The organism is Algiphilus sp. (assembly GCF_023145115.1).
In the GTDB taxonomy this organism is placed as follows: Bacteria; Pseudomonadota; Gammaproteobacteria; order Nevskiales; family Nevskiaceae; genus Algiphilus.
In genome coordinates, this window is record NZ_JAGLEJ010000036.1 from 1 (window position 1) to 17,699 (window position 17,699).

Annotated in this window: 15 protein-coding genes; 2 read left to right on the forward strand and 13 right to left on the reverse strand. The window is 70.9% G+C overall.

Annotated elements, in window-relative coordinates:
- Window positions 1–342 precede the first annotated feature (342 nt).
- From KAH28_RS11425 to KAH28_RS11445, 5 genes are all read right to left on the reverse strand, one after another.
- Window positions 343–1,725, reverse strand: a complete 1,383-nt coding sequence (locus tag KAH28_RS11425; RefSeq protein ID WP_290576717.1) for a cytochrome P450 — start codon at window positions 1,723–1,725, stop codon at window positions 343–345.
- Window positions 1,726–1,826: 101 nt separating this feature from the next.
- Window positions 1,827–2,810 (reverse strand): enoyl-CoA hydratase/isomerase family protein, encoded by a 984-nt coding sequence (locus KAH28_RS11430; RefSeq protein WP_290576719.1) that lies wholly within the window; start codon window positions 2,808–2,810, stop codon window positions 1,827–1,829.
- 31 nt (window positions 2,811–2,841) lie between these two features.
- The gene (locus tag KAH28_RS11435) at window positions 2,842–3,573 is read right to left on the reverse strand and encodes a SprT family zinc-dependent metalloprotease (RefSeq protein ID WP_290576721.1); all 732 of its coding nucleotides are present in this window, start codon (window positions 3,571–3,573) and stop codon (window positions 2,842–2,844) included.
- Entirely contained in the window at window positions 3,570–4,832 is a 1,263-nt protein-coding gene (locus tag KAH28_RS11440; RefSeq protein WP_290576723.1) for a hypothetical protein, read from the reverse strand. The genes KAH28_RS11435 and KAH28_RS11440 overlap by 4 nt, the downstream gene beginning before the upstream one ends.
- Window positions 4,832–5,065 carry a hypothetical protein gene (locus tag KAH28_RS11445; protein WP_290576725.1) on the reverse strand — a complete coding sequence of 78 codons (234 nt, stop codon included), beginning with the start codon at window positions 5,063–5,065 and terminating at the stop codon, window positions 4,832–4,834. Before KAH28_RS11445 ends, KAH28_RS11440 begins: the two co-directional genes overlap by 1 nt.
- 144 nt (window positions 5,066–5,209) lie before the next feature.
- On the opposite strand from KAH28_RS11445, the gene KAH28_RS11450 reads away from it, so the two are divergent.
- Window positions 5,210–6,607 carry a hypothetical protein gene (locus tag KAH28_RS11450; RefSeq protein WP_290576727.1) on the forward strand — a complete coding sequence of 466 codons (1,398 nt, stop codon included), beginning with the start codon at window positions 5,210–5,212 and terminating at the stop codon, window positions 6,605–6,607.
- Here KAH28_RS11450 and KAH28_RS11455 read toward each other — a convergent pair.
- From KAH28_RS11455 to modA, 8 genes are all read right to left on the reverse strand, one after another.
- Window positions 6,604–7,344, reverse strand: a complete 741-nt coding sequence (locus tag KAH28_RS11455; protein WP_290576729.1) for a YdcF family protein — start codon at window positions 7,342–7,344, stop codon at window positions 6,604–6,606. The two genes, KAH28_RS11450 and KAH28_RS11455, sit on opposite strands and share 4 nt — an antisense overlap.
- Entirely contained in the window at window positions 7,341–9,503 is a 2,163-nt protein-coding gene (gene rlmKL / locus KAH28_RS11460) for a bifunctional 23S rRNA (guanine(2069)-N(7))-methyltransferase RlmK/23S rRNA (guanine(2445)-N(2))-methyltransferase RlmL (protein WP_290576731.1), read from the reverse strand. Before rlmKL ends, KAH28_RS11455 begins: the two co-directional genes overlap by 4 nt.
- A 62-nt stretch (window positions 9,504–9,565) precedes the next feature.
- Window positions 9,566–11,575 carry a biotin carboxylase N-terminal domain-containing protein gene (locus tag KAH28_RS11465; protein ID WP_290576733.1) on the reverse strand — a complete coding sequence of 670 codons (2,010 nt, stop codon included), beginning with the start codon at window positions 11,573–11,575 and terminating at the stop codon, window positions 9,566–9,568.
- 381 nt (window positions 11,576–11,956) lie between these two features.
- Window positions 11,957–12,781, reverse strand: a complete 825-nt coding sequence (locus tag KAH28_RS11470; RefSeq protein ID WP_290576735.1) for an enoyl-CoA hydratase/isomerase family protein — start codon at window positions 12,779–12,781, stop codon at window positions 11,957–11,959.
- A gap of 49 nt (window positions 12,782–12,830) precedes the next feature.
- Window positions 12,831–14,456: a carboxyl transferase domain-containing protein gene (locus KAH28_RS11475; RefSeq protein ID WP_290576737.1), complete on the reverse strand. Its 1,626-nt coding sequence runs from the start codon at window positions 14,454–14,456 to the stop codon at window positions 12,831–12,833.
- Window positions 14,457–14,531: 75 nt separating this feature from the next.
- Window positions 14,532–15,263 carry a molybdenum ABC transporter ATP-binding protein gene (gene modC / locus KAH28_RS11480; RefSeq protein ID WP_290576739.1) on the reverse strand — a complete coding sequence of 244 codons (732 nt, stop codon included), beginning with the start codon at window positions 15,261–15,263 and terminating at the stop codon, window positions 14,532–14,534.
- Complete coding sequence (modB, locus tag KAH28_RS11485) at window positions 15,263–15,961, reverse strand: molybdate ABC transporter permease subunit (protein ID WP_290576741.1); 699 nt, start codon at window positions 15,959–15,961, stop codon at window positions 15,263–15,265. The genes modC and modB overlap by 1 nt, the downstream gene beginning before the upstream one ends.
- Window positions 15,958–16,734, reverse strand: a complete 777-nt coding sequence (gene modA / locus KAH28_RS11490; RefSeq protein WP_290576743.1) for a molybdate ABC transporter substrate-binding protein — start codon at window positions 16,732–16,734, stop codon at window positions 15,958–15,960. The genes modB and modA overlap by 4 nt, the downstream gene beginning before the upstream one ends.
- Before the next feature lie 107 nt (window positions 16,735–16,841).
- Between modA and KAH28_RS11495 the strand changes: the two genes are divergently transcribed.
- Window positions 16,842–17,699, forward strand: a complete 858-nt coding sequence (locus tag KAH28_RS11495; protein WP_290576745.1) for a uroporphyrinogen-III synthase — start codon at window positions 16,842–16,844, stop codon at window positions 17,697–17,699.

Here is a 17,699-nt window from a genome sequence, read left to right on the forward strand (position 1 = left end):
AGCCGCGGAGGACAGGATGTCCGTCCGCGGCGACCCCGGAGCGCGCCGCCAGTCGCCGGGACTCCGGCCCGCCCCGCGGGCGGGCCGGAGCGCCTTCTGCGGGGTGCGCTCTTTTGGCAACTTTTCTGTCGCAAAACAGAAAAGTGGCCCGCGCCGGTCGAGCGGCTGCATTCGGTAGCGCCGAGGTTCCGAGGCGCGGAACCCGTGAGCGCGAACGGGACCAACGAGGAAGTCGCAAGCCCCAATGAGCACTGACGAGGCGATGGGCAACCGGGGACCGATCAAACCGCCAAGGCGGCGCACCAGCTGCCCGTCACGCGCAACCTGGCACCCCGCAAGACCTCAGCTCCGATACCCCTTCACCTTCACCCGGAAACTCGTGGCCGGCCCCGGCGTGGGCGCGGTCTTGGTCTTGAGGTCGTAGTCCGGCGGATCGAGCTCGAGGTCGAGCTTGTGGAACAGCCGTGCCATCGACAGCGCCAGCTGCACCTCGGCGAGGCTCTTGCCGAGGCAGGTGTGCGGGCCGCGGCCATAGGGCGAGTAGGCGCCGGACTGCATGTGCTCGGCGCGGGGCTTGGCGTAGCGGTCGACGTCGAACTTCGTGGGCTCGGGGTAGTACTCCTCCATGAAGTGCGGCACGGAGGTTCCCATGTAGATCATCTCGCCCTCGCGGACCTGGAAGCCCTGGAAGACGAAGTCCTTGTTGGCCGTGCGCATCTGCGCCACCGCGATCGGATACAGGCGCATGGCCTCCATGATCGCGCCCTGCAGCGTCGGGATCTGCGAGAAGAAGGTGCTCTCGTCGATTTCGCCGTCGGCGAAGAGCGCGTCGACCTCCTCGTGCACGCGACGCTTCACTTCGGGGTGCTTGAGCACGCAGTAGGTGATAGCGGCGGTGGTATTGGCCACCGTGTCGAGGCCGGCGACGTAGGGGCCGGTCAGCGTGACGGTGAGGTCCTGCTCGGGAATGACGTCGGGGCGCTCGACGTGGGCGCGCATGATGTCGTCGATGAGGTTGGGCGGATCGTCCTCCGACACCTCGGCAGAGGCATTCCGCTGCTTGGCGTACCAGTCCTCGACCATCGAGCGACGCAGCTCCTGCACCCGCGCCTTGGCGCGCTTGTACTTCGGGTTCTGCAGCAGGATCTTCGGCCGCTGCCGGGTGACCAGCACGTTGAGGATGTAGAGGATGTTGGTGCGGATGGCATCCACGTACTCGAGCGGCGCGCTGCCGGTGAGGATGGTGCCGAGCTGATCGGTGACCATGTACTGCATCGCCGGCAGCACGCGCACGCTCTCGCCCACCGGCCAGTCGCGCTTGAAGCAGCGGTCGGTGATGCGCACCAGCTCGTTGTAGCGTCCCTTGATGGATTCCTTGGAGTAGCCGCGCCGCATGATGTTGCGCAGTTCCTTGTGCGACTCGCCGTCCTCGCCGGTCAGCGTCCGGGTGGCGCCGTATTCCTCGACCAGCCCCTCCCAGAACTCCTTGGAACGCAGACAGTCCTTGCCCTCACGCGAGCCCATGAAGTTGGCCGCTTCGATGCCGCTGAGCACGACATAGGGCTTGCCGAGCACCGAGATGCGACACGCCGGTCCGTACTCGCGGTAGAGCTTGACGAAGAACTGCGCCGGATCGCGCGCCATGTCGAGGGTGTTGCCGAGCAGCGGCAGGCCCTTGGCCTGGGGGATCTCGCGTGCGGGCTGGGTTTCGGCAGCGACATTCATGAGCACATCCTGTTCCACAGGGCGGGACTTAACAACCGGACGGTATTCGTAAAGTCGCGGGCCCGACTCATGCAATTGGAGGAGGCGACCGCAGCGGCCGTTCAATCGAGCGCGTCGACCAGACCCCATGCGTGCGCGGTTTCCGCATCGATGCGCCCGCCGGAGAGCACCATCCAGGCCGTCCGGTATCGCCCGATCCGGCGGGAAATGCTCACGCAGCCGCCGGCACCGGGGATCAGCCCCATGCGGAGCTCGGGCAGCTGGAACCAGGCGTCGCGAGCCGCCGTGACATGACCCGCGAACGCCGGGAACTCGATCCCCGATCCGATGCAGGCGCCGTGCACGCGCACCCGGGTGCGGTCGGCGCAGACGGAGAGCGTCCGCCCGGGCAGCGCCACGCTCCGCACCAGGTGGCCGGTCACCGGATCCGGCACGGTGCCGAACTCGTCGAGATCGCCGCCGGTGGAGAAGCACTTGCCCGCCCCGTCGATGGTCACGGCATCGATGCTGTCGTCGGCGACGGCCAGCGACAGCGCCGCCACCAGCGCGTCGCGCATCTCCACCGTCATGGCGTTGCGTTGCGCGGGCCGGTCGAGGCGCAGATGCAGGCGATCGCCGTCGCGCAACAACGCGACCGCCTCGCCGTCTCCGGGAGGCGCGGCGGCCGGACGAGCCCGATGATCGCGCAGCCAGGCTCGGTGCTCGGGGCCGCCCTGCAGGGTCGCATAGGCGAGCGACTCGGCCACCAGCCCGGCTTCCAGTGGCAGCCCGTCGATGACGCGCAGCAGCTGCACGAACACCGCAGCGGCCCGGGGCGCGGCGTCGATGCCGTGCACGATACGCGCCAGATCCCGTGCATCCGCCGCCAGCACGTCGCACGCCGGCGCGTCGTCGAGCGACGTGCCGATGCCGATCACCGGGCAGGGCTGCACACCCAGCCACGCGCCAACCCGTCGGCGTTCCGCGGGCGTCAGCGCCGGGGCGCTGTCCAGCGCCACCACCAGACCATTGGCGCCGTCGAGAGCCGATAGCCGCTCGCCGGCGGCCGCCATGCCCAGCAGCGCCTCGTAGGTCAGCGGGCTCATCGCGCGCGGCCCGTCGCCGCGACCGGACGCGTCAGTGCCACAGGCCCGGATCGGGGGCGGCGCCGCGCAGGACGGCGTGCGCATCGCGCCAGCCCGGCATGGCGCGCTCGACGATCGCCCAGAATCGCGGGGTATGGCCCGATTCGCGCAGATGCGCCAATTCGTGGATCAGCACGTAGTCGAGACAGATGCGTGGCTGCGCGACCAGCGCCAACCCGATGCGGATGCGGCGCGTCTGCACGGTGCAGCTGCCCCAGCGCGACCGCATCCGCCGCACCTCGATCCGCGCGGCGCGGGCGTGCACCGCGCGCTCCGCCCGCGGCAGCCGCTCGGCGATGCGTGCCTCGAGCATCCGCCGGTACCACTGGTGCACCAGTCGCTGGCGGGATTCGCGGGTCGCGGTGGCATCCGCGGGCAGCAGCAGCGTGTCCCCCTCGCGCCGGCAGGTACGCGCCCGTCCGGCGGCGCGATCGCCCAGGAACAGGGTCTCGCCCCAGAGCGGCACGGCCTCGCCGGCCTCGAAATCGCGCCGCGGTGTCGTCGGCCGTGCGGCGAGACGCTCGCGGTGACGCCGGACCCAGTCCTGGCGCGATGCCACGAAGGCCCGCAGCTCGGCATCGCTGACGCGCGGCGGCGCACTCAACCGCAGCGCCCCGTCCGCGCTGCTGACCCGCAGGCGCAGATACTTGACGCGCTTGCGCTCGACGGTTACCGCCAGTTCCCCGACGGCGAGCGTGTACGGCGAGCGCGCCCGCGGCTTCACGCGCCGGCACCGCCATCCGGCAGGCGCTCGGCATATCCCTGATCGCCGAGCGCGCGTGTCAGGCGCTCGCGCGCACCGTCGGCGAGATCGGACCAGGCCGCGGCCAGCATCGACCAATGCTCGCCGCCTTCCAGGGCATCGCCGAGACCGGACAACGTACGCTCAGGCGCAACGCCGATGAGTCCCATCGTTGCGCCGCGCTCGCGCGGCGCCATGCGTGCGATCACGGTCAGCAGCGCGGGCCACGCGTCGGTATGGGCGGCGGCCTCGACCGCGTGCAGCAGCTGCTCGCCGTCGAGCCTTCCGGCAATGCGCGCGACCTGCGCCTGCTCGTCCTCGCCCATCAGCGTCACCAGTGGCAGCATCGAGGGCCACAGCCGCTCGGCATCGGTCGCACGCAGCGCGTCCACGAGCACCTCCTCGCGCTGGATGGCCGGCAGGGTCGCGAAACGCTGCTGACTGAACGGGCTCATGCAGGTCACCACCGGCAGCGCCACCGACCAGAGATCGTGGGTGTGGATCGCCTCGATCATGCTGGTGAGGATGCGCTCGTCCAGCCCGGCCGCCAGGTCGCCGAGCTTGCGGCGCCAGTCGTCGCCCACGTGCTCGAGCAGCGCCAGCGCTTCGGGCCAGAGCCCGCCGTCGGCGTCGGTAGCCTCGATGATGCGCACCAGCCGATCCTCGGGCAGCACGCCCATGATGTTCTCGAGCCGCCGCTTGTTCTCGACGAAGAAGGCGGTGTGCAGCACCGCGGCGTCGTCGTCGATGGCGTCCATGACGGCGCGCAGCGCCTCCAGCGTGATGATGTCGACGAAGCGCGCCATGGTGACGTACTCGCCCCGCCCCGCCAGCTCCACACCGACATCGCGGATGGTGACCACCGGCATGGCACGGATCAGCGGTTCGGTCTGCCCCGGGTCCAGGCTCAGGCAGAGATCGGCGAGAAACGGCGTCGGCAGGCGCTGGGCGATGCCCACGCCGCGGTCGACATCCATCTGCCCGGCGACGCGCGCGCTCAGCATGGGGCCGAGCACCTTCTCGGCCACCGTCGCCAGCATCGGGATCGGCAGCAGCCGCGAGGCCTGCACCAGACGCTTGAAGAACGCGGTATCGGAGGCAAAGAAGTGACGCGTTGCCTGCTCGCGCAGGCGCCGGATATCGGCCGCAGCCACCGATTCGAGCATGCCCAGCGCATCGCGCTCGACATCGAGGAATCGCGCCAGCTTGAGGATCTCGGCCTGGTGTTCGAGCTTGCTCATCAATCCCCCCTGCGCGGAAACAGCACGCGGCGCACGGGCCCGCGCAGCAGACGCGGCAGATAGCCCAGTGCGCGCTCGAGCGCGTCCTGGAGCTGCCGCTGCTGCGCGCGCCGGGAGTCCTCGATGAGTGTCGCGAGCGCCTGCGCGGACGCATCGTCCAGCGCATCCACCCCCGGCGGCGGCTCGTCGTCGATGGCCCGGCGCAGCGCCTTGCGCCCGTCGTCGTGCGGCATCTGCTTTCCTCGTTGTCGTTGTGCCTTCCCGCCCCCGTGCGGTTCGCCCGCCGGCGGACCGGAATCGTATCAGGTGGTCACCCGCCGCCGTGCCTGCGATGATCGACCCTGCGCGCACACAACACCGACAACAGGAGACGGCGCATGGCATCGACGGACGCCCGGGACGAACGCCCCGGCTGGCGCTGGGGCCCCTTCACCTTCCGCCTGCCCTTCCTGCACACCCGGCTCTGCTGGCCGGAGTTCCTGCAGGGCACGGCACTGGCATCGGCCACCGGACTGGCGCTGGTGCCGCTGATGACCACGCACTTCGGTCTGACCTTCGAGGAAGCGGTGACCATGTCGCTGATCAGCGGCTTCCTGCTCGGCACCGCCCCCATCGTCTTCGGGGAGCCCTACGCGCCCGGATGGGTGACCCCGGCACTGCCGCTGGTCCTGACCTTCGTGCTGGGCGGCTACGACACGCCGGTGGAGCGCTTCCAGGCGATGACCGCGCTGGCGGTCACGCTGTCGGTGCTGCTCTTCGTCCTCGGTGCCACCGGCCTGGGGCGCCGATTCATGGCCTGGCTGCCCGGCGCGCTCAAGTCGGGCCTGATCCTCGGCGCCGCCATCGCGGCGTTCAAGCGGGTCTTCGTCGACGACGCGCCGGAATACCTGTTCGCCCAGCCGGTCACCACGATCACGGCCTGCGCGGTGTGCCTGATCTTCATCTTCTCGATCCCCTTCCGCCTGCTCAAGACGCGCTTCCGGCCGCTCATGGTGCTGGGCAGTCTCGGCCTGCTGCCGGGCTTCCTGGTGGCCGCGGCGATCGGCCCCCTGGTCGGCGAGGTCCGCTACGACATCGAATGGGGCATCCTCGTCCCGCCGTTCATGGACACCTGGGCCAAGGTGTCGCCGCTGGCCATCGGCTGGCCGGACTGGGAGATGTACCTGGCGGCACTGCCGCTGGCGCTGGTCACCTACGTCATCCTGTTCGGCGACCTGGTGGCGGGCAACGAGATCCTGCGCGACGCCGGCGCCGACCGTCCCGACGAGCACATCGACATCGACACCACGCGCTCGCACTGGTCGCTCGGCATCCGCAACGCGGTCATGGCGGTGGCCGCTCCCATGTTCCCGACCCAGGGCAGCGTCTGGGCCGGCGTGCACGTGGTCATCGTGCAGCGCTGGCGGCAGGGCCGGCACGCCATGGACTCGCTGCACAGCGGCATCCACTCCTACTACTTCATGGGTCTTCCCTTCGTGTTCCTGCTGCTGCCGCTGCTCACCGGGCTGAAACCGCTGATGGGCATCGCCCTGTCGCTGACGCTGGTACTGACCGGCTTCGCCTGCGCCTATGTGGCGATGGCGGTGGTGCGCCATCCGGTCGAGCGCGGTGTGGCGCTGCTCACCGCCATGGCGCTGGCCCTGTTCGAGCCCTGGCAGGGCCTGCTGATCGGCCTGCTGGCGACCTTCCTGCTGATCGGCGGCCGCGATGCCGACGCAACCGAGGCGCGCGTCGCAGCGGCCGAGAAGCGCCTGCGCGAGGACGGCCCGGGCTAGGAGCCGAAAACCGTCATGTGCAGCATGCCCAGCCGCTCCTTGAGCGCCCGCGTGCTGCGGTCCAGCGCCAGCGTGTGCGGGAGGTAGTCGCGCGCATTGCCGTGGCGCAGCCGCTCGATGTCGGCCGGCGCCGGCATCGCCCGCAGACCCGCGGCCCGGAAGCGGGCCATGGCGCGCGGCATGTGCATGGCCGAAGTCACCAGCAGGAAGGGTTCGTCGGGCGCCTCCAGCAGCGGCCGGACCAGTGCCGGATGCGCGCGCGTGTTGACGGCGTCCGGCTCCAGCACGACAGCATCGGTGGACACGCCCAGCTCCACCAGCAGCGCGCGCATGGCATGGGCCTGCGTCCACTCGCTGCCGTCGCCGCCGCTGACCACGATGCGCGGCGCCCGTCCGGCATGCCACAGGCGCGCTGCCAGCAGCACCCGGTCGACCGCGGCGGTGGCATCCATGCCGCCCGCATCGTCGCCCGCCGCGACCACACCACCCCCGAGCAGCACGATCGCCTGCGTCGTGCCGTACTGCGCCACCGGTTGCGGCGGGTAGCGGTCGGACAGCGTGCCGGCGATGTGCTGTGCCACCAGCGGCGTGCTGATGGCGTAGCACAGCAGGCAGGCGACGATGGCCAGCGCGCGCAGGAACCAGTGGCTGATCAGCGCCGCGAGCAGCGCGAGGAACAGTGTCACGGTCAGCGGCTGAACCAGCGCGAACGCGATCTTGAGTGGATCGATGCTCATGCTTCGGCCTCCCTCGAAATCTCCCAGCAGCGATGGGCCGGCGGCGGACGGCGGAAATCCTCGTCGAGCGTCGCGGCGGTGATGTCCCGTATCCGCAGCCCGGCCAGCGCGTCCTCGTCCAGCTTGAACCGCCGTCGATTGCACGAAAAGTACAGCACGCCGCCCGGCGCCAGCAGCGCGGCCGCCGCGGTGATCAGCGCGGCATGGTCGCGCTGGACGTCGAAGTCGTCCTCGACGCGCTTGGAGTTGGAGAAGGTGGGCGGATCGCAGAAGATGCGCTCGAAGCGCAGGCGGCTGTCCTCGCGTGCCGTCGCGAGCCAGCTCATGCAGTCGGCGCGCAGCAGCGCGTGCGCGCCGGGCAGGCGGCGGCTGCGCCCGTCGCCGCGCTCGGCGCGGACGCCGTTGGCGGCGAAGTTCTCGGCCGCCCAGTCCAGGTAGCGGTTCGACAGATCCACCGACACCGTCTGGCGCGCCCCGCCGACCGCCGCGTGCACGCTGGCGGCGGCGGTGTAGCAGAACAGGTTGAGGAGTCGCAGGTCGCGGCATTCGCGCTGCAGGCGCAGGCGCATCGGGCGATGATCGAGGAACAGCCCGGTGTCGAGGTAGTGATCGAGATCGACGCGCAGTCGGCAGCCGTGCTCGTCGACATGGAACGCGGTGTCGCGGGTGCCTTCGTTGGCGGTGTACTGATGGCCGCGCTTCTGGGCGCGGCGCTGCTTGAAGTGCACCCGCCCCGCGGCCACGCCGGTGGTCGTCACCAGCGCGTCGAGGGCGCCGCGCAGCCGGGCCTCGGCGCGGGCCGGCTCGACGGTCCTGGGCGCGGCCATCTCCTGAACATGGAGGTGCGGCTCGCCGCCGTCCGCGTCGTAGCGGTCGATGAGCAACGGGTACTCGGGCAGGTCGGCGTCGTAGACCCGATAGCACGACACGCCGTTGCGTCGCGCCCACCGCGTCAGGTGCCGCTGGTTCTTGGCGAGGCGGTTGGCGAAGTCGGGCGCCGACGGGGCGGCTTCCTCCCCGCCCTCGCGCATGTCGAACTGCAGGAAGTTGCAGGCCAGCGGACCGTTGGAGACGCTGTGCCGGGCGCTCGCACGCAGCCCGAGTCGCTGCGAGTCGGCGTCCTGCGACAGCAGCAGCCCGACCCGCCAGCCGCCGAAGGCGCGGCGGAGGTGGCTGCCGAGCAGGCTGTAGAGCTTGATCAGCTCGTTGGCATCGCCGAGCCGCTCGCCGTAGGGCGGATTGGCGACCATCAGGCCGCGCGCCGCCGGCGCCGGCACCGCCACCGCATCGCCGCGCTCGAACCGGGTGATGGCGGCCATGCCCGCGAGCCGGGCATTGGACCGCGCGGTCGCCACCGCCGCCGGGTCCTGGTCGAAGCCCCGCAGCGGCGGCCCCTCCCAGGCGCGCACCGCGTCGCGGGCGCGCGCCACGGCCGCGTCCCAGCGCGCGGCGTCGTGGCCGTTCCAGCCGCGCGGGCTGGCGACATCGCGCAGCAGGCCCGGAGCGGTCCGCGTGGCCACCAGCGCCGCCTCGATGACCAGCGTGCCGCTGCCGCAGAACGGATCGCAGAAGGCCTCGCCGGCATCCGCGCGCTCGGGCCAGCCGGCGCGCAGCAGCAGACCCGCCGCCAGATTCTCGCGCAGTGGTGCCAGGCCGCCCTCGCGCCGGTAGCCGCGCCGGTGCAGGCCGCCGTTGCCGAGGTCGATGCCCAGCCGTGCACGGCGGCCCTGCAGCTGGAGCAGGACGCGGACATCGGGGTGGTCCGGGTCGACATCGGGGCGTTCACCGGTCTGCTCGCGGAAGCGGTCGACCACGCCGTCCTTGACGCGCAGACCGGCGAAGCCGGTGTGCGACACCGACTGGCTGCGCCCGGTCACCTCCACCATGAAGCGCAGCTCGCGCGCGAACAGCGCCGGCCAGTCGATGGCGCGTGCGGCCTCGTAGCAGGCATCGCCGGTCGGCGTCTCGAACTCGGCCAGCGGCAGCACGATGCGGCTTGCGACCCGGCTCCCCAGCAGGCAGGTGTAGAGACCGTCGAGATCGGCCGAGAACTGCACGCCGCCGCCGAGCTCGGCTGCATCGGTGGCGCCCAGCGCCGCGAGCTCGTCGCGCAGGACCGGGGCCAGTCCGAGACTGGTAGTGGCGAGGAATCGTTGCATGCGCGAGAGGATAGCGGCACCGCGGCATCAGACGCGGCGCGGCGGACCGTCGCGCCGCGCGATCAGCCGGCTCCGTCGGCCTCGCCGTCCGGTGTCAGGGCCACCAGCAGCTGCCGCGCCCGCACCTGCTGGCCGGCCTCGACCTCGACGCTGTCGACGGTGCCCGCCACCGGCGTGGTGAGCTGGAACTCCATCTTCATGGCCTCCAGCGCGATCAGCGTCTGACCGGCTTCGACGCGCTCGCCCGCGGCCACCTGCACCGCCACGATCTTGCCGTCGCTGTGCGCGACGATGCGGCCATCCGAGCCCGCCGCACCCGCTTCGGCCGGTGCCAGCGTGCGATCGTCGTAGCCGTGGGTGGCGCCCTCCGCGGACAGCCAGACCCCCGCCTCGTCGCGCGCGTAGTCGGCCACGCCCGAGCCTTCCGCGGTGTGGAAGCGGAAGCGGCCGTGCGCCGCGCGCTCGACGCGCGCCTCGACCTCGCTGTCCCCGATCCGCGCGCGGAACACGGCGCCGTGCTCGACGAAGAGCTTGAAGCGGTAGTCGGTCTCCCCGCGGCGCAGATGAAAGGCGGTGGGCGCCTCGTGCGAGCTGTGCCAGCCGCGGTACTCGGCGCCGAGGCCGTGCGCCTCCGCCAGCCGCGCGGCGTCGTCGATGTAGAGCGCCACCGCGGCCAGCAGCACGTGCCGGGCGGAGGGCGCATCGTCGGCGATCGCCTCGGGCGGGAAATGCGTCCCGATGAAGGCGGTGGTGGCGCTGCCGTCGGCGAAGGCCGGATGCCCGACGATGGCGTGCAGGAAGTCGCGGTTGGAGCGCACCCCGGCCAGGAAGGTGTCCTCCAGCGCGCGCAGCAGGCGGGCGCGCGCGGTCTCGCGATCCTCGCCCCAGGCGATGATCTTGGCCTGCATGGAATCGTAGTACGGGCTGATGACGCCGCCCGGCTCCAGGTAGGTATCGACGCGGATGCCGGGGCCCTCCGGCGCCCGCCAGTCGAGGACCGGCCCGGACTGCGGGACGTAGCCCGCCGCCGGGTCTTCCGCGCACAGCCGCACCTCGATGGCGTGGCCGAAGCGGTTCTCGTCGACCTCCTGCTGGGTCATGGGCAGCGCCTCGCCCTGCGCGACGCGCAGCTGCCATTCCACGAGATCGACGCCATAGACCATCTCGGTCACCGGATGCTCGACCTGCAGGCGGGTGTTCATCTCCAGGAAGTAGAACGCGCCGTCAGCCCCCAGCAGGAACTCGACCGTGCCGGCACCGACGTAGTCGACCGCCCTGGCGGCCGCCACCGCGGCCTCGCCCATGCGCGCGCGCAGCGCCGGCGCCACCGCCGGCGACGGCGCCTCCTCGACCACCTTCTGGTTGCGCCGCTGCACGGAGCAGTCGCGCTCGCCCAGATACACCGCGTTGCCCGATGCATCGCCGAAGACCTGGATCTCGACATGGCGCGCGTCGACCACGGCCTTCTCGATGAGCAGCTGACCGGAGCCGAAAGCGCTGTCCGCCTCCGAACGTGCCGAGTCGATGGCCGCGACCAGCTCTCCGGCCTCGTGCACCAGCCGCATGCCGCGCCCGCCGCCGCCGGCCGCGGCCTTGACCATGACCGGGAGGCCGATGCGCTCGGCCTCGGCGGCCAGCGTCCCGGTGGACTGGTCGTCGCCCTGGTAGCCCGGCACGCAGGGGACGTCCGCCTCCAGCATGCGCTGCTTCGACGTCGACTTGTTGCCCATCGCGTCGATGGCATCGGCAGGCGGCCCGATCCAGACCAGGCCGGCGTCGATGACCGCGCGCGCGAAATCGGCATTCTCCGAAAGGAAGCCGTACCCGGGATGCACGGCCTGCGCGCCACTGCGGCGCGCCGCCTCGATGATCGCGTCGGCGCGCAGATAGGAATCCTTCGCCGGCGCCGGCCCGATGTGCACGGCCTCGTCGGCCTCGCGCACGTGCAGGGCCTGCGCGTCAGCGTCGCTGAACACCGCGACGGTACGGTACCCCATGCGACGCGCGCCGCGGATCACGCGGACGGCGATCTCGCCGCGATTCGCAACCAGAACCTTGTCGAAGCGTTTCACCTTGGTCTCCGTGTTGTTGGCTGTCGTGCGATCAGGTGGAGCGCCGCGAGCGGTGCAGACCGCTCCATGCTCCGGGGATGTCGCGACGCAGCGGGCCGTTCATCGCCCCCGTCATGCGATTCGGCGAAGCGGTCCCGGCGCTCGCGCGGCCCCTCATTCGCTTGCGTCGGAGCGGGTGCGAGCTGTGCGTCGTGCTGCGACCGCCGCGGTCACTAAGCTCGGCTCCTGCCTCGCCAAGTGACCCGGCCCGGACGTCCTGTCCGGGCGCTCGCCACGCTGCGAAGTGCCGCTGGCACTTCGGTCCCGGCTCGCCCTCGCTAAGTGACCCTGCCGGGGCCATCCATGGCCCCGGCGCTCGCCGCAATTGAAATTCACTGGATTTCAATTGCGGCTCGCCCACTTGGCCGTGCGCTTCTGGAGGAACGCGGAGATGCCCTCGCCCGCCTCCGGGCCGCGCACTGCCTGCGCGAACTTGTCGGCGGCCATATCGAGCACGGCGTCCATGTCCATGTGCCCGACCGACAGCACGATGTCCTTGGTCATGGCGTTGGCCTGCGGCGCACACTGGCGGATCTCCTCGACCAGGCGGTCGATCTTGTCCTTCAGCTGGTGCTCGTCGGCGAAGCTCTCGTGCACCAGCCCCAGCGCCTCGGCGCGACGGCCGTCGAAGCGGGCGCCGGTCAGGCATAGACGGCGCGCCTGGGTGAGCCCGATCCGCTGCACCACGAAGGGCGCGATCTGCGCCGGCGGAAGGCCGCGCGTGGTCTCGGGCAGCCCGAAGCGGGTCTCGATGTGGGCATAGGCGATGTCGGAGACGCAGGCCAGTCCGACGCCGCCGCCGAGCACCGAGCCCTCGGCAACCGCCACCACGACCTGCGGCGCCTGCTCGACCTTGCGCAGCATGGTGCCGAAACCGCGCGAGAACACCTTGATGGGATCGGGCTCGCCGGCCTTGGGGGGTTGCATGCCGCCGGACATGACCTCCTTGAGGTCCGCGCCCGCGCAGAAGTGGCCTTCGGCGCCGCGCAGGACGACGATGCGCACCGCCTGCTGGGTGGCAATGGCGTCGAACACCTGGCACAGCTCGTCGACCATGGTGTGGTTCATGGCGTTGCGCGCCTGCGGCCGATTCAGCGTCACGTGCAGCACGCCGTCTTCGAAGCTGCACAGCAGGTTCCGGCATTCGGGAAGGGCGACCTCGCTCACTTTGACTCCGTGTTGGGGGATGGGGCGCTGACCATAGCCGAATCGGGAGTCAGAGCCGCGCCACCCCGAAGCTGTTGCCGTGCAGATGACGCGAGCGGGCCTCCCGGCACACCGACAGGCACAGCCCGAGCACCTTGCGGGTATCGCGCGGATCGATCAGGCCGTCGTCGAACATGCGCGCGCTGGCGGCGAAGGAATCCGATTCGCGGTCGAACTGGTCGACGATCTGCTGACGGATGCTGGCGAGCATCTTCTCGTCGTTCTCGCCGAGCTGCTTGCCCTGCTTCTCCCACTTCTCGCGGGTGATGATGTCCATGACGCCGGCGGCCTGCTCACCGCCCATCACCGAGGTACGCGCATTGGGCCAGGCGAAGATGAAGTCCGGGCCGAAGCCGCGCCCGCACATGCCGTAGTTGCCGGCGCCGAAGGACCCCCCCATCACGATGGTGATCTGCGGCACGGTGGCATTGGCCACCGCCTGGATCATCTTCGAGCCGTGCTTGACGATGCCGCCCTGCTCGGACTCCGAACCGACCATGTACCCGGTGGTGTTCATCAGGTAGACGATGGGAATGTTGGAGTGGCAGCACTGCTGGATGAACTGCCCGGCCTTGGTGGCGCCGCGGGTGGTGATGGGCCCGTTGTTGGCGATGATGCCGACCTGGTGCCCCTGGATGACGGCGCGCCCGCAGATGGTCTGGCGGTCGTACTCGATCTTGAAGTCGAGGAAATCGGAATCGTCGGCGATGCGCGCGATGACCTCGCGCGGGTCGTAGGGCGTGCGGTAGTCGGCCGGGACCACGCCGCACAGCTCCTCGACGTCGTAGCGCGGCGCACGCACCTCGCGCAGCTCCAGCGACGGCCGGTCGGCGTTCCAGCTCAGGCTGCCGACGACCTGCCGGGCCAGCCGGATGCCGTCGGCATCGTTCTCGGCGATGAATTCGGAGGTGCCCGCCACCTGGCAGTGCATCTCGGCACCGCCCAGATCCTCGTCGCTGGCGACCTCCCCGGTGGCCGCCTTGAGCAGCGGCGGGCCGGCCAGGAAGACCTTGGCCTGCTTGCGCACCATGATCACGTAGTCGGACAGGCCCGGCATGTACGCACCGCCGGCGGTGCTGGAACCGTGCACCACGGTGATCTGCGGGATACCGGCCGCCGACAGGCGGCACTGGTTGGCGAAGGTCTTGCCGCCGGGGATGAACACCTCGGCCTGATAGAGCAGATTGGCGCCGCCGGACTCGATCATCGACACCACCGGCAGGCGCTGCTCCAGCGCGATTTCCTGGAGGCGCAGCGTCTTCTGCACGCCCCACGGCGTCATCGTGCCGCCCTTGATGGCCGAGTTGCTCGCCACGACCAGGCAGCGCGTTCCGGACACGTAGCCGATGCCGGCGATGGTGTTGCCGCCGGCCAGCGAGCCGTCCTTGTCGTCGTGCTGCTGGTAGCCGCACAGGGTCGAAAGCTCCAGCCACGGGCTGCCGCGATCGAGCATCAGATGCACGCGCTCGCGCGGGAGGATCTGGCCGCGCTTCTCGAAGCGCTCGAGCTTGGAGGCTTCCTCGCGCCGGCCCTTGGCCTCGATCTCGCGCCATTCCGAGATGCGCTGGAGCATCTGCTCGCGATGCTGCGCGTAGCGCTCGCCGTGGACATCGACCGTCGATTCGATAATTGACATTTCCGTAGCTCCCCACCGCACAGTGGTCGTTTCACCGCGCGGCAATCCTACAACAGCATGTTATGGAAATGGGGCTTACCGATGCGCGGAGGGGTCGCGCGCCGGCTCGGCCCGGACGCCGGCCGGCGCGCGCGCGATCGGCCCCGGCAGCACCTCGGAGGGCGGACCGATCTGCTCGATGCGCCCTTCGGCCATGCGGATCACGGTATCGGCCAGACGGCGCACCTCGTCGACGCGGTGGCTGACGTAGACCATGGGGATGCGGAGCCGGTCGCGCAGCAGCTCGATGAAGGGCAGGAGCTCCGCGCGGCGGGCGTCGTCGAGCGAAACCAGCGGCTCGTCCAGCAGCAGCATCGAGGGCGCCGCCAGCAGGGCACGCCCGATCGCCACGCGGCGCGCCTCTCCACCGGACAGGCCGGCCGGTCGGCGGACGAGCAGATGTCCGAGGTCCAGCAGGTCGACCATCTGATCGAAGGTTGCCGGCGCCCGGCGCTGCCCGTGCCGCCGCATGCCGTAGCGGAGATTGGCGCGCACGCTGCGATGCGGGAACAGGCGCGGTTCCTGGAAGACGTACCCGATATGCCGCTGATGCCCCGGCACGACGATGCCGCGCGCCGTATCGACGAGGGTTCTCCCTCCGGCGACGATGCGCCCGTGCTGCAGCCGCCGCAGCCCCGCGATCACGTCCAGGGTGGTCGTCTTGCCGGCGCCCGACGGTCCGAACAGGGCCGTGACGCCGTGCTCGACGGCGAATTCCGCACGCAGCCGGAAGGCGCCCTGACGCTGATCGATCTCGACCTGCAGCATCAGCCCGCCTCCAGGCGACGCCGCATGCTGCGCGCCAGCCATTCGGACGCCAGCAGCGCGGCCAGCGCCAGCACTACCGACAGCAGCACGAGACGACCGGCCGCGCCCTCGCCGCCCGGAATCTGCAGATAGGTGTAGATCGCGATGGGTAGCGTGCGCGTCTCGCCGGGGATGTTGGACACGAAGGTGATAGTGGCCCCGAACTCGCCGAGGGCCCGCGCGAAAGCCAGCAACGCGCCGGCGATGATGCCCGGACTCGCCAGCGGCAGCGTCACCGTCAGGAACACGCGCAGCGGTCGTGCCCCCAGGACCATCGCGGCGCCCTCCAGACGGCGGTCGACCGCTTCGATGGAAAGCCGTACCGCGCGCACCATGAGCGGGAAGCCGACGATGGCGCCCGCCAGCACCGCTCCGGTCCAGCGGAAGGCCAGCGTGATGCCCAGCCATTCGTGGAGCCAGCCGCCGACCACACCCTGACGCCCGAACACCACGAGCAGCAGGTAGCCGGTCACCACCGGCGGCAGGATCAGCGGCAGATGCACGAGCGCGTCCAGCAGACTCTTGCCGACGAAATCGCGCCGCGCCAGCAGCCAGGCCACCGCGATCCCGATGGGCAGGCTCAGCGCCACCGCCCAGAACGAGACGCGCAGGCTGAGCAGCAGCGCGGTCCACTCCTCCGGCTGCAGGACGGGATTCACGGCTCCGGGCGCTCGAAGCCCCAGCGCTCGAACAGCGGCGTGCGCGCCGGCGCCGCGAGATAGCGCAGGAGTTCCGCTGCCGCAGGATGCTCGCTGCCGGCGAGCACCGCCCCCGGGTAGACGATGCGTGGATGGCTGCCGGCCGGGAACATCGCCATGACGCGCACGCTGGGGCCGGCCGCCATGGCGTCGCTGCGGTAGACGATGCCGAGCGGCGCCTCTCCGCGGCTCACCAGGGCAAGCGCCGCGCGCACGTCGTCGGCCTGCGCGATGCGCGAGCGCACATCGCTCCACAGACCCAGCGACTGCAGCGCCGCCTTGCCATAGAGGCCGGCCGGCACGGCATCGGTGTTGGCCATCGCCAGATAGCTGTCACCCAGGGCTGCGGCGAGGTCGGGCCGCGCATCCAGGTCGATCGATCCGGCAGTGCCGTTCGGCGCGATCAGCACCAGCCGGTTCGACAGCAGTGCCAGCCGCGACTCGGGGGTGAGCAGGCCGCGTTCCGCCAGATGGTCCATCCAGCCGGCATTGGCCGAGATGAAGACGTCGGCCGGCGCGCCGGCGGTGATCTGCCGCGCCAGCGTCGAGCTGCCGGCATAGGCGAGGCGCACCATCGTGCCGGTTTCGGCCTCGAAGGCCGATACCGTCTCGTCGAGCGCATTGCGCAGGCTGGCGGCCGCGAACACCGTCAGCGTCCCGGGCGCTTCCGCATGCAGCGGCCCCGCCGCGAGCCCCAGCAATCCAGCGATCAGTAACCGGCGATTCTTCAGCATGGTGCGCGCGCGCTTCCGCCCTCCCCGAGGATACGAGACGCTGAAGATACCCTGCGGCGCCCGCACACGCGGCTGCCGCCGATGCGCCCGCAGCCCGGGTACCATGCATGGCCATGCCGGAAGCCGATCTCAGCGGTTACACCGTCGCGGTGCCCGAAGCCCGCGAGCTCGATGTCTTCGCCGCCATGCTCGAGCGTCGCGGCGCCGTGCCGCTGCGCTGCCCGCTCGTCGCCATCCACGATGCGCCCGACCCGGCACCGGTGCTGGACTGGCTGCGCTGGTTCAGCGACGGCGGCTGCGACGATCTCGTACTGCTCACCGGGGAGGGTCTGCGCCGGCTGCTGCGCTGCATCGAGATGCATGCGCCGGAGATGCACGATCCCTTCGTGGCCGCACTGGGCGGCGTGCGCACCATCACCCGCGGCCCCAAGCCGGGTCGCGTGCTGCGCACCCTCGGCCTGCGCCCCGGCATCGTCGCCGAGCAGCCGACCACCGCGGGCGTCATCGCCACACTGAGCCGCGAAGCGCTCGCCGGGCGGCGCGTCGGCGTCCAGCTGTACGGGACCGAGCCCAACCGGCCGCTGATCGATTTCCTGACCGGCGCCGGCGCGGAGGTGCACACCGTGGCGCCCTATGTCTACGCCGATGCGGCCGAGGCCGAGCGCGTGGAAGCACTGATCGGCGCACTGGCCGGCGGCGAGGTCGACGCCATCGCCTTCACCAGCATGGCGCAGGTGGCGCGGCTGTTCCGCGTCGCACGCGCGGCAGACCGCGAAGCCGAGCTCCGCACCGGCCTGGAGCGCTGCACGGTGGCCGCGGTGGGCCCGGTGGTGGCCGACACACTCCGCGAGCACGGCGTCGAGGTCGACGCGATGCCCGGAGAGGCCTTCTTCCTCAAGCCGCTGACCAGCGCCATCGCCACGCTCCTCGCCGACCAGCAGGCGCCCGACCCGACCGACGACTGA

Coding starts and splice junctions, on each gene's coding strand:
- KAH28_RS11455 (WP_290576729.1), bottom strand. CDS start 7,344: ATGAGCATCGATCCACTCAAGATCGCGTTCGCGCTGGTTCAGCCGCTG.
- KAH28_RS11425 (WP_290576717.1), bottom strand. CDS start 1,725: ATGAATGTCGCTGCCGAAACCCAGCCCGCACGCGAGATCCCCCAGGCC.
- KAH28_RS11430 (WP_290576719.1), bottom strand. CDS start 2,810: ATGAGCCCGCTGACCTACGAGGCGCTGCTGGGCATGGCGGCCGCCGGC.
- modC (WP_290576739.1), bottom strand. CDS start 15,263: ATGCTGCAGGTCGAGATCGATCAGCGTCAGGGCGCCTTCCGGCTGCGT.
- KAH28_RS11495 (WP_290576745.1), top strand. CDS start 16,842: ATGGCCATGCCGGAAGCCGATCTCAGCGGTTACACCGTCGCGGTGCCC.
- KAH28_RS11445 (WP_290576725.1), bottom strand. CDS start 5,065: ATGCCGCACGACGACGGGCGCAAGGCGCTGCGCCGGGCCATCGACGAC.
- KAH28_RS11475 (WP_290576737.1), bottom strand. CDS start 14,456: ATGTCAATTATCGAATCGACGGTCGATGTCCACGGCGAGCGCTACGCG.
- rlmKL (WP_290576731.1), bottom strand. CDS start 9,503: ATGCAACGATTCCTCGCCACTACCAGTCTCGGACTGGCCCCGGTCCTG.
- modA (WP_290576743.1), bottom strand. CDS start 16,734: ATGCTGAAGAATCGCCGGTTACTGATCGCTGGATTGCTGGGGCTCGCG.
- KAH28_RS11440 (WP_290576723.1), bottom strand. CDS start 4,832: ATGAGCAAGCTCGAACACCAGGCCGAGATCCTCAAGCTGGCGCGATTC.
- KAH28_RS11450 (WP_290576727.1), top strand. CDS start 5,210: ATGGCATCGACGGACGCCCGGGACGAACGCCCCGGCTGGCGCTGGGGC.